Below are 12,060 nucleotides of genomic sequence, written 5' to 3' on the forward strand. Positions count from 1 at the left end.
ATCAATTAATAATACCTTTCAAAAACAGACAGCGGCACAACTAAAATAGTAATAAAACCAAACAAAAACACGCCTAACCTCTGTATTAAACAACCACTTTTATCGTTTTTTTCGCCTTCACATAGTAAACATAAAAATAGAGAAATAGGTATAAAATACCGTCCTTGAACACCTTGAATTGTAGAACTGGACATTGGCGTCCATGATATAGACAAAACCAGAAAAATGCTAAAAATGGCTACGATAATTACTAATAGCAAGAGTAATTTATGATAAACCTCCCCCTTTCTACGCCCCCAAAGCCTTCCAACATCAGAATAAAATATCAGAAATAATGAAACCCCGGCGAAGAAATAATACCATATTGGCAATTTAACGTCCAAGTATCCTAATTTCCCTATAAATGATACAGCATAGAATGCATAATTCTCTATAAAGCTATTAAATAGTAAAACAAACCATGAAAATGGTGCACTTAAAATCTGTTCAACCCTTAACAGATAGGACACCCCTTCAGGGCCAAATGGAACAGATACGTTAAAAGTCAAATAAATAGACCAAATAACAACAGAGATAAAACTTATTAGAAAAGCACCTATAAGCTTTATTCTTTTATCCTCATCACTCCAATACTTTAGCGAAAAAACAAAAAAAACCATAGATAGAGCAATATAAGGAGGCCTTGTCATTGATATTACCACCAAAAATACAGAGCTAATAATTAATAGTATTTTAAACCTGTTATTTTTTTCAATATCAAATCGACTAACCATTGCCACAAATAATGCTGCTAGTGGAAAGGAAATGGCATCCGGACTTACCGATGCCATTTGAGATATGGTCATTGGAAGCATTAAAATACTAAATAGAACAGCAACGCCTTTGTTCGCGATATAAATAGCAACTGCTGACAATAAAATTGCGATAGAGCCGTTTAATATTCTAGACAAAATCAAGGTTTCTGATACGGATAAATCTATGCTCTTTCCTAAAATAATCCCTAAACTGGAAAGTGTATATAGAAATGGGGGGTATATACTCACATTACGAGTATCACCCCAACTATTTCCTCCCCATTCGATGCTATTCAAAACCAGTGACAACTGCGTGTCTACTTTCATATCTGGTTTAAATGCGATAGGGAGGTAACCTAACTCAATTTGACTAATTTCAGGACTAGTTGTCCCGCCAACGGTATAATCGTCAACAGTATTAGGCAATAATTTTTTCTGTGGAAATAACTCTCCCTGTGATACTTGGTATGCTCTTTGATAATGACTGCCTTCATCAGCAACTTGAAATGCTGGAACTTGAAATGCAAGGTAAATCATTAATGGAAATGAGAGTAATATATATATATAACTATAGAATTTATTTTTTTTAAACCTTGAAATCACATCAAGTACCTTTAACTAAAAATACAACCTTCAGGACTTTCACATAAAACCAACAATCTCTACATTATAAATCTTTGCGATCAATGTATTTATTTCTATTTCTTTTGCAAAGGATGTAATGGAGAGTTAGTTATATCATAATGAAGTGAGCTTAATAGGAGTTGGAAACCCATAATAATAGGCATTACAGCTATCATTACAGTTCCTGTAGAAGTGACATCTCCTGTCGAAATGGAATTAAACCAACTAATAACACCGAAACAAAAACCAAATAACATCATAATAGAACCTAAAATCAACTCTATACTAGCCACATTAAAGTCACGCAGAAAGTATGCGTAAAATATACGTTTAAAAAATGATTTAATATATAACGGCGTAAATTCAAAGATAACTTTTTTAACTTCTAAACTGCTTTCTTCATCATCATATTTTGCGTCCATTGATATATCTTGAACAACAGCTCTAATCGTACCCAAACGAAATAGCATATCACTTTCGAAAAAATATCTTTGGCTAATTTTATTTAATGGTAGTTCTAAAAGAGCTGAACGATGGATAGCAGTGTAGCCATTAGTTGGATCCATTACCTTCCAATAACCGCTAGACACTTTATTGACAAATGATAATATTGCATTCCCCAACTTTCTTATTGTAGGCATAAGAATAAGAGACTCAATTCTATTAAATCTATTTCCTTTTGTGTAATCTGCATGCCCTTGTATTATTGGGTTTATGAATTTTGGTATCAATGTAGGATCCATCTGTCCATCTCCATCAATTTTGATAATAATATCCATACCATCTTTTAGGGCTTCAATATACCCTTTCATCACTGCGCCACCAACTCCAGAGTTGACTTCACTAAAAATCACTTTGACTCTAGTATCTTTATTGTTTTCAAGAACAAACTTACCACTAGCTGCCGGGCAACAATCGTCGATAACATAAATTTTATCCACCTCATTCCCGATAGAATCTAAGACTTTACAAATTTGATTTTTCACCTTAAAGCAAGGAATGACAACTGCAACTTTCATTTTCACTTTTCACTTTATTTAAATTCATATTGTATTTTATAATAGTAATCAGAAAAATGATATACTGAAGCTTTATTGCTGTAAGTCGATACAACTGAATCAAAAACTCTCATTCATCCGGCTGCTTGGTTCGAAGATCCACATATGGCCAGTAATGGTGCCCTACTCGAATCAAAAGTGTTGCTGCTGCTAAGATAAACGCTGCAACAGACAACCAAACGATGAGTACTGCATCCAACTCTTTCATGCCCAGAGTAATGTAACGAGCAATCGCCATCATCGCGATGTAAATCGGATATCGAACAGGGATCTTACCGTTCATCACAAACTGCTGAACCATCGCCAACACTTCTAAATAGATAAACATCAGTAGAATATCGGTCAATTGCACTCGACGTTCAGCAAAAACATGCATGAACTCTTCGACCATCGCAAACAAGGTCGCGAGCGTGATCGCCACCAGCAATACCGCTTCCATAATGTGAAATACTTTTAAAAACGGCTTACTAAAAGATTTAGGTAAGTGAGAAGGCATAGTCACTCTTCAAAAAATAATTAATCCAGTCTCTACATTAGCATGCGCTCTAGAGAAGCGACGAATACAAAAATGGCCCCACATTCACTGCAGAGCCATTTGTTTGTCTTTTACTTAACGACTTCTAGTGACTAATTAGCCTTACAACAGAATCAGGTACGTTAAGAACACCACACATAGCCCGTAGATCAATGGGTGCACTTCTTTGCGCTTACCTGCAACAACCATTGTGAATGCGTAGCTGATGAAACCCATCGCCATACCGTTCGCTGGTGAGAAGCTTAGCACTGTGAACATGATGGTGAAGAAAGCTGCAATGCGTGACTCTTTCTTTTCCCAGTTAATCTGACCAAGACGACCCACCATGTAGATGCCTACCACAACCATCGCAGGCGCGACCATTGCCGCTGAGAAGATAGAGAAGATTGGGTATAGGAATAGAGACACTAGGAATAGGCCAGCCACCATGACTGCCGCTAAACCTGTTTTCGCACCTTGAGAAGAGGCAATACCCGATTCAGAGAAAGCAGTAATCGATGTGGTACCTAGAATTGAACCAATCACAGTACCGCCCGCATCAGCCACTAGCGCCGATTTTGCATTCGGCACTTTACCGTCTTTGTCGATGATACCTGCATCACGGCCAACACCCACAATCGTGCTCAATCCATCGAAGAAATCGACAATCAAGAAGATAAGTACGATGAACAACAAATCGAACATTTTCTCAGGCGTAAAAGCTGAGAAGTCAAAGATAGCGCCAAAGCTGCCTGCCATACTTGGTGGCATTGAAACGAATTGGTCAGGGATTGGGGCGTTTGATGTGCCCATGAATACATCAGCAAGAATGGTCAGTACGATAGCTGAAACAAACGAGATAAACGTGGCCAACTTAATATCACGAACCATACAGCCCAATGCGATGAAGATGCTCACATAAGCGATGATCACTTTTGGATCGGAAATGTCACCTAAACCAACCAGTACGAACGGGTTAGAAACGATGATACCCGCATTCTTAAGGCCTAAGAAAGCAATGAACAAGCCGAGAGACACAGTAATCGCCAGCTTCAAATCTTCAGGAATCGATTCAATCATCGACTTACGGATATTAGTCAGTGAGAAGGCAAGATAAAGAATACCCGACAGGAAGATGCCAAATAATGCTTCATTCCAAAGTACCGCCACTGAACCACTTAACAATAAACCTTTGAAGAAGCCATTCATGCTCATGCCAGGTGCTAGCATGACTGGATAGTTACCCCAAATGCCCATGATAAGCGTTGCAATAGCAGCAGAAAGAGCGGTCGCCGTAAAGACTGCACCTTTGTCCATTCCCGGAATGCCACCCAAAATTGCTGGGTTAACCGCCAAGATATAACTCATCGCTAAGAAGGTAATAAAACCTGCGTATAGCTCAGTGCTGATCGTGGTCTTTCTCTCTGAGAGTTTGAACATGGTGTCAAGTGAGCCAGATGTCTTCTGGGCTTTCAGGGTGGAGTCGGTATTCACAACAAAACCTATGTATTAAATTAAGAAATTTGAGATTCAAATGCTGTGTGAATAGAGGGATCTCTACACTAAAAACTGTAGTCACCAAGGTAGGCTCGGTAGTAGAAACATCCAGTCCATATCACTAGATATATACAGCATTTAATCGTTTGCGCGGATTGTAAGGGTTGAGATTAAAACTTCAACAAATTTTGTTCAGATCACATAAAAAACTGAACATGACCGGTCATTACATTTATAGGAAGATCAGACAAAGGATCATTTGAGAATAAATAACGATCAAGCCAGTTGTTCTCAATCACCTAAATATGCTACTCTTCGCCTCCATTTTTCTGACCTAATTTTCACCAGTTGTCTCTATTAGTTTTACTTGTTATCCCTTTTTAGATGCAACCATCGGAACAAAAATTAGAGTCAGTGCTATCTTTTATAGTGTCGGTTTATCGCCCTCACTCAATCCAACCAACAGTGGAAATATACAGATGGGCAAAGGTACTCTTTACATCGTATCTGCACCTAGTGGCGCAGGTAAGTCGAGCTTGATCTCAGCAATGCTAGAAACCAATCCAACCTACGCAATGAAGGTATCTGTTTCACACACCACTCGCGGTATGCGCCCTGGTGAAGAAAATGGTGTTCACTACCACTTCGTAGAGAAGCATCATTTTGAAGACCTTATTAATAAAGGTGAATTCCTAGAGTACGCTGAAGTTTTCGGCAACTACTACGGTACTTCACGCGTTTGGATTGAAGAAAACCTAGACCGCGGTATCGATGTATTCCTAGATATCGACTGGCAAGGTGCTCGTCAGATCCGTGAACAAATGCCTCAAGCGAAGAGTGTATTCATTCTTCCACCATCAAATGGTGAGCTAGAGCGTCGTTTGAATGTTCGCGGCCAAGACAGCGACGAAGTTATTGCGAAACGCATGAGCGAAGCAAAATCAGAAATTTCTCACTATGCAGAATACGATTATGTGATCGTGAATGACGACTTTGATGCAGCCCTAATGGACTTCAGAGCTATCATTCGTGCGGAGCGCTTAAAAGAAGATAAGCAAGCAGCGAAATACAGCGGCATGCTTACAGCACTACTAGCGGAATAATCTCTGATACCAATCGAAGTAAACAACTGGTCATTCTAGCTTGTGAAAAAGCCTGATAACGTCGTTAGAATTTTTGATTGTAGGGTCACTACTTATCGAAAAATTCTGCCTTGTTCTCAAACTTTTGTTCGGTGCTATCTCTGAACACTTATTTACTGTGATTGGTATAACTGGATTTTCCATTGAGATAAGTATACGGTGAACTAGAAAGTCTCTAGTTAAACTTGTATACTTTCTCGTCATCAAAAATTTATTAGTTAATTACTATTTGGAGTCCTCATGGCACGCGTAACTGTTCAAGACGCTGTTGAAAAAGTTGGCAACCGTTTCGACCTAGTTCTTATTGCGGCTCGCCGCGCACGTCAAATGCAAACTGGCGGCAAAGATTCACTAGTGCCTGAAGAAAACGATAAGCCAACGGTTATCGCTCTTCGCGAAATCGAAGAAGGTCTTATCACTAAAGACGTACTAGATGCTCGTGAGCGTCAAGAGCAACAAGAGCAAGAAGCGGCTGAGCTTGCAGCAGTAAGCAGCATCGCTCACACTCGATAGCTCATATTTGCTGATAGAATCAACGTCATTCGAACTAATTAACCTTCCGGGCCTTTAATTTGTATCTATTCGATAGCCTCAAAGACGTTGCCCAAGAATACCTAACAGAGCCTCAAGTTGAGGCTCTGCGTCAATCTTATGTGGTAGCGAGAGACGCCCATGAAGGGCAAACCCGTTCAACGGGTGAACCATACATTATTCACCCTGTAGCTGTTTCAAGAATCCTGGCAGAAATGCGTCTGGATATCGAAACTCTGCAAGCAGCCCTACTCCACGATGTAATTGAAGATACTGAAGTTACAAAAGAGGAGCTAGAAGCTCAATTCGGCAATACCGTTGCTGAGCTGGTTGATGGTGTATCTAAGCTGGATAAGCTTAAATTTCGTGATCGCAAAGAAGCGCAAGCAGAGAACTTCCGTAAGATGGTTCTCGCGATGGTGCAAGACATCCGCGTTATCTTGATCAAATTAGCTGACCGTACTCACAACATGCGTACGCTTGGGGCACTTCGTCCTGATAAGAAGCGTCGTATTGCTCGTGAAACCCTAGAGATTTATTCTCCGCTAGCTCATCGTCTTGGTATTCATAACATCAAGACAGAACTAGAAGAGCTGGGCTTCGAAGCCCTTTATCCTAACCGTTATCGCGTCCTGAAAAACGTAGTGAAAGCTGCGCGTGGTAACCGTAAGGAGATGATCCAACGTATCCATAGCGAAATCGAAGGCCGCCTTGAAGAAGTCGGTTTACCTGCTCGCGTACTTGGTCGTGAAAAGAACCTGTTCTCTATCTATAACAAGATGAAAACCAAAGAACAGCGCTTCCACACCATTATGGACATCTACGCTTTCCGCGTGGTGGTTGATACACCAGATACTTGCTATCGCGTCCTTGGTCAGGCCCACAGCCTGTACAAGCCTCGTCCTGGCCGCATGAAAGACTATATTGCGGTACCGAAAGCCAACGGCTACCAATCTCTGCACACGTCAATGATCGGCCCTCACGGGGTGCCAGTTGAGGTCCAGATCCGTACTGAAGATATGGAGCAGATGGCAGATAAAGGTGTCGCGGCGCACTGGTCTTACAAAGGCAATGGCTCACGCAGTAGCAACGGGACAACTGCACAGGTTAAAGCACAACGTTGGATGCAGAGCTTACTTGAGCTGCAACAAAGCGCAGGTAACTCATTCGAATTCATTGAAAACGTTAAATCTGATCTGTTCCCAGATGAGATCTTCGTATTCACGCCGAAAGGTCGCATTGTCGAACTTCCAGCAGGCGCAACAGCAGTCGATTTTGCTTACGCGGTACATACCGACGTCGGCAACATGTGTGTCGGTGCTCGTGTAGACATGAACCCTTACCCACTCAGCAAATCGCTGAAGAATGGCCAAACCATTGAGATCATCAGTGCTCCGGGCGCACGTCCGAACGCAGCATGGCTCAACTATGTAGTGACCTCACGTGCGCGTACGAAGATCCGTCAGGTTCTGAAAACGATGCGTCGTGAAGAGTCGATTACCCTTGGCCGTCGCCTACTGAACCATGCACTTGGTGAACACTCTATTGCCGATGTCGGTCAAGAGAATATCGAACATGTATTGTCTGATCTACGTCTCGATGACATTGAAGACTTGCTAGCATCGATTGGTCTTGGTGAGCTGATGAGTATCGTTATTGCTCGTCGTTTATTGGGCGATGCTGACGAACTGACTGAAGTGGCAAACAACAGCGATACGTCTAGGAAGAAATTACCTATCCGTGGTGCTGAAGGCCTATTACTGACGTTCGCCAACTGTTGTCACCCGATTCCAGATGATCACATTATTGCTCATGTATCTCCAGGTCGTGGTCTTGTGGTGCACCGTGAAACGTGTCCAAACGTTCGTGGTTACCAGAAAGAACCGGATAAATACATGGCGGTTGAATGGTCTGACGATTACAACCAAGAGTTCACGGCTGAACTTCAGGTCGAATTACAGAACCATCAAGGTGCGCTGGCTGAGCTAACTAACGTTATCTCGAAAACAGGCTCGAACATTCACGGTATTTCAACCGAAGAACGTGACGGACGCTTGTACACAGTGACTATCTTGTTGACCACGAAAGATCGTGTTCATTTAGCGAGCATTATGAAGAAGCTACGTGTGATGCCACACGCGCTCAAAGTAAGACGTCGTAAGAACTAACGTTCGAACTTATTGGCAACTTTGCTAAGAATTGAAATCCCCTTAATGCTTTATCGCTTAAGGGGATTTTTTATAACTGAATCCTCGAATTTATCTGACTCCATTCCTGCCTGTACAAAAATCCAGTAAAATGCTTGAATAGATTATCTCTCTTACGTTTATGAGTCTTGTTATGTCACAGCTTTTATCTGCTATCCCTCTCAACTCTTTATCTGGAGTCGGCGCAAAAGTCGCAGAGAAACTGGAAAAGGTTGGGCTTAACAATGTACAAGACCTGCTATTTCATCTGCCTTTGCGCTATGAAGATAGAACTCGTATCTACCCCATCGTAAAGCTGCATGCCGGGCTGTGGGCTGCTGTGCAAGGCAAGGTGATGCATGTTGATACCATTTTCGGTAAACGTAAGATGCTCGCAGTAAAGATCAGCGATGGTAACGGCACGATTACTCTGCGCTTTTTCAACTTTACTGCAGGAATGAAGAATAACTTTGCCGAAGGCAAACAAGTGCATGCTTATGGTGAGATCAAGCGCGGCAATATGGGGCTTGAGATTGTCCATCCGGATTACAAATTCTTTGCTCCTAGGCAACAACCAGACGTTGAAGCCAACCTGACTCCGGTGTATCCAACCACTGAAGGGCTAAGACAAGTCACGCTACGTAACCTCACAGACCAAGCTCTAGAGTTAATCGATAAAGCAGCCGTCAATGAGCTGCTACCGTCTGGTCTATACGACCACCAAATTACCCTCGCACAAGCACTGCATACCATTCACAGGCCGCCCCCGGGCATTGACCTAGAGCTGTTTGATGAAGGCAAGCACCCTGCGCAACTGCGTCTGATTATGGAAGAGTTGCTGGCTCAAAACCTGTCTATGTTGTCTGTTCGTAGCAAAGGGCAGCAAGACAAGGCAATGCCTTTTCCTCCAGTAAACACTCTTAAAGATAAGCTACTGGCTCAGCTGCCGTTTTCACCAACCAATGCCCAAGCACGAGTGACCAAAGAGATCGAAGCTGACTTGGAAAAGCCGCACCCTATGATGCGTTTAGTGCAAGGTGATGTGGGCTCTGGTAAAACCTTAGTCGCTGCACTAGCAGCCGTTCGCGCACTCGAACACGGTCAGCAAGTAGCACTTATGGCACCCACTGAACTACTCGCAGAACAACACGCGATTAACTTTGCCAACTGGTTTGAGGCAATGGGTATTCAAGTTGGATGGCTAGCAGGTAAGCTCAAAGGCAAAGCTCGTGAAACTGAACTAACACGTATTGCCAGCGGCGAAGCGCAAATGGTGGTCGGTACTCATGCGCTATTTCAAGAGCATGTCGAGTTCAACAACCTTGGTTTAGTGATCATTGATGAGCAGCACCGATTTGGCGTCCACCAGCGATTAGAGCTGCGTGAAAAAGGCGCCAAGCAAGGTTATTACCCTCACCAACTGGTGATGACGGCAACACCAATTCCACGAACGCTGGCGATGACGGCCTATGCCGACCTCGAAACCTCGATTATTGATGAGTTACCACCGGGGCGAACCCCAATTCAAACCGTCGCGATTCCTGATACTAAACGCGATGACATTGTTGAACGTGTGAAAAATGCGTGTCTCAATGAAGGCAAACAAGCTTACTGGGTGTGTACGTTGATTGATGAATCGGAAGTACTGGAAGCTCAAGCTGCAGCGGATACGGCAGAAGAGCTGCAACGCAAACTGCCCGACGTAAAGATTGGTTTGGTTCATGGCCGAATGAAACCCGCAGAGAAACAAGCGGTGATGCAGGAATTCAAAGAGAACAAACTGCACCTGTTAGTTGCTACAACCGTGATTGAAGTCGGTGTGGATGTACCGAATTCGAGCTTAATGATCATCGAGAACCCAGAGCGTCTTGGTCTAGCGCAACTGCACCAACTGCGTGGCCGTGTTGGCCGTGGTTCGGTCGCAAGCCATTGTGTACTGTTGTACCACTCCCCACTATCTAAAACCGCTCAGAAACGCTTAGGGGTACTTCGTGAAAGTAACGATGGCTTTGTGATAGCTCAGCGTGACTTAGAGATTCGTGGGCCCGGTGAGTTACTTGGTACCAAGCAGACAGGCTTGGCTGATTTTAAGATTGCCGACTTAGTCCGTGACCAGCGTTTGATACCTGAAGTGCAGCGTATCGCGCGTCATATCCACGATAGCTACCCAGACAACGCCAAGGCGATCATCAACCGCTGGCTGGGTGAGCGCGATGTGTATTCTAAGGCGTAATTCGCCCTCATATCTTGCTTAAAACGTAAAAAGGCTTCTACAAGGAAGCCTTTTTCGTGCGTATAGCCTAAGGTTTCACAGGGAAACTGATCTGCGCCTTCAAGCCACCCTCACTGCGGTTATTCACCACCACCGCACCTTGATGCTGACTAACAATACGTTTCACGATCGCTAAACCTAAACCTGTCCCTTCACTACCACGAGCCGTGTCACCACGAGTGAACGGTTCAAACAACTTCCCGATCTGGTCTTGTGGAATACCCGGACCGTTATCTTCTACCGTTACCCAAGCCAGTTTGTTATCAGCCGTCATACCAGTCGATACTTTGACCCAACCATTACCGTAGCGCAGCGCGTTCACCACCAAGTTACTCACTGCACGCTTCATCGCGATCGGGTTACCCAACGCAGGTTTCATGGTTTCTGGAATATCGGTTTCAATCTGAACCTCATAGCCTCCTTCAGAGCTAGAGACCTCACGCGCAATATCATCGACAAATACCGCCTGGAATGAGTCTCGGTCCACAGGCTTTAAGTAATCCATAAACTGACTGATGATCTCATTACACTCTTCAGTATCACTGATGATCCCTTCCGCTAGATAACTGTCTTCTGGCGACATCATCTCAGTCGCTAAGCGAATACGCGTGAGTGGTGTACGCAGATCATGGCTGATACCCGCCATTAGTAGGGCTCTATCTTCTTCGAGTTCTTGAATGCCTTTCGACATCTGATTAAAGGCTCGAGTTACCGAGCGAATCTCTTGTGCACCTTGTACTGGTAAGGGCGGTGGAATATCACCTCGCCCAACACCTTGCGCGGCTTTCTCTAGGGCTATCAACGGCCGATTTTGCAAGCGGATAAACAGCCACCCACCAGCAACAATCAACAACGCCATGATCAGGCTGTTACGAAATAGAGGCGCAAAGTCTTCTTCTTGGAGCTCAGACAGGGGAATACGAATCAAGGAGTTAGGCAACTGCGCAATGTCCATCCACAACACGTAACTTTCTTTGCCCAAAACCAATCGCACTTCGGTCTCAGAGCCGAGCTCTTTGGTCATCTCCTCACTCATCAGGTCTATCGCGACCGCATGGTAGTACTCGCCCGACGCTTCACTGTCCTTGGCATGAACCGTAACCCCGAGCTGCTCAAGTACACGCTGACGCAGTGGCGCATCAATCTCGATATCACTGCCTTGGTCCAATACTAGGTTTAGTTCGTGAGCCAAAATTTTATTAAACTGCTGCAAACTCGGCATCAATGCATAATTGAACACCGCGTAATACGAAAAAATTTGGCTGGCAACCAACAGGGTTAAGAAGAGCACTATCGACTGAGTAAAGGAGCTACGTATGCGCATAGAAGACCTAAAGTGAGGGATGATAAAGGGATATAGTGGGAACTATAGCTGTAATACCAATCACAGTAAGTAAATGATCATAAATAGCGCCGGAAAAAGGCTTGAGAACAAGGCTGCA

At 43.6% G+C, this 12,060-nt stretch carries 9 protein-coding genes and 1 riboswitch; of the genes, 4 read left to right on the top strand and 5 right to left on the bottom strand.

All coding sequences use genetic code 11. The features are described 5' to 3' along the window. Window positions 1–5: 5 nt before the first annotated feature. The 4 genes from MED222_RS05855 to MED222_RS05840 form a co-directional block, all read right to left on the bottom strand. A complete protein-coding gene (locus MED222_RS05855; RefSeq protein WP_032555302.1) occupies window positions 6–1,397 on the bottom strand; it encodes a DUF2142 domain-containing protein in 1,392 nt (463 codons plus the stop codon). Between the two features lie 95 nt (window positions 1,398–1,492). Continuing rightward, window positions 1,493–2,437 carry a glycosyltransferase family 2 protein gene (locus MED222_RS05850; protein ID WP_009847999.1) on the bottom strand — a complete coding sequence of 315 codons (945 nt, stop codon included), beginning with the start codon at window positions 2,435–2,437 and terminating at the stop codon, window positions 1,493–1,495. A 109-nt stretch (window positions 2,438–2,546) separates the two neighbouring features. Further along, window positions 2,547–2,972, bottom strand: coding sequence for a phosphate-starvation-inducible protein PsiE (locus MED222_RS05845; RefSeq protein ID WP_009848000.1), 426 nt, complete (start codon window positions 2,970–2,972; stop codon window positions 2,547–2,549). 141 nt (window positions 2,973–3,113) lie between these two features. Then, window positions 3,114–4,484, bottom strand: coding sequence for an NCS2 family permease (locus tag MED222_RS05840; protein WP_009848001.1), 1,371 nt, complete (start codon window positions 4,482–4,484; stop codon window positions 3,114–3,116). Between the two features lie 58 nt (window positions 4,485–4,542). Beyond that, window positions 4,543–4,642, bottom strand: a riboswitch (purine riboswitch). A gap of 324 nt (window positions 4,643–4,966) precedes the next feature. Here MED222_RS05840 and gmk point away from each other — a divergent pair. From gmk to recG, 4 genes are all read left to right on the top strand, one after another. Continuing rightward, the gene (gene gmk / locus MED222_RS05835) at window positions 4,967–5,590 is read left to right on the top strand and encodes a guanylate kinase (protein WP_009848002.1); all 624 of its coding nucleotides are present in this window, start codon (window positions 4,967–4,969) and stop codon (window positions 5,588–5,590) included. Between the two features lie 279 nt (window positions 5,591–5,869). Continuing rightward, a complete protein-coding gene (gene rpoZ, locus MED222_RS05830) occupies window positions 5,870–6,142 on the top strand; it encodes a DNA-directed RNA polymerase subunit omega (protein WP_009848003.1) in 273 nt (90 codons plus the stop codon). A gap of 59 nt (window positions 6,143–6,201) precedes the next feature. Further along, window positions 6,202–8,328, top strand: a complete 2,127-nt coding sequence (gene spoT, locus MED222_RS05825; protein WP_009848004.1) for a bifunctional GTP diphosphokinase/guanosine-3',5'-bis pyrophosphate 3'-pyrophosphohydrolase — start codon at window positions 6,202–6,204, stop codon at window positions 8,326–8,328. A gap of 172 nt (window positions 8,329–8,500) precedes the next feature. Then, on the top strand, window positions 8,501–10,579 hold the full coding sequence (gene recG, locus MED222_RS05820) for an ATP-dependent DNA helicase RecG (protein WP_009848005.1): 2,079 nt from the start codon (window positions 8,501–8,503) through the stop codon (window positions 10,577–10,579). Window positions 10,580–10,646: 67 nt separating this feature from the next. Here recG and envZ read toward each other — a convergent pair whose 3' ends face one another. Continuing rightward, window positions 10,647–11,942, bottom strand: coding sequence for a two-component system sensor histidine kinase EnvZ (envZ, locus tag MED222_RS05815; protein ID WP_012603020.1), 1,296 nt, complete (start codon window positions 11,940–11,942; stop codon window positions 10,647–10,649). Window positions 11,943–12,060: the final 118 nt, after the last annotated feature.

Source organism: Vibrio sp. MED222, from assembly GCF_000153005.1.
In the GTDB taxonomy this organism is placed as follows: domain Bacteria; phylum Pseudomonadota; class Gammaproteobacteria; order Enterobacterales; family Vibrionaceae; genus Vibrio; species Vibrio tasmaniensis_A.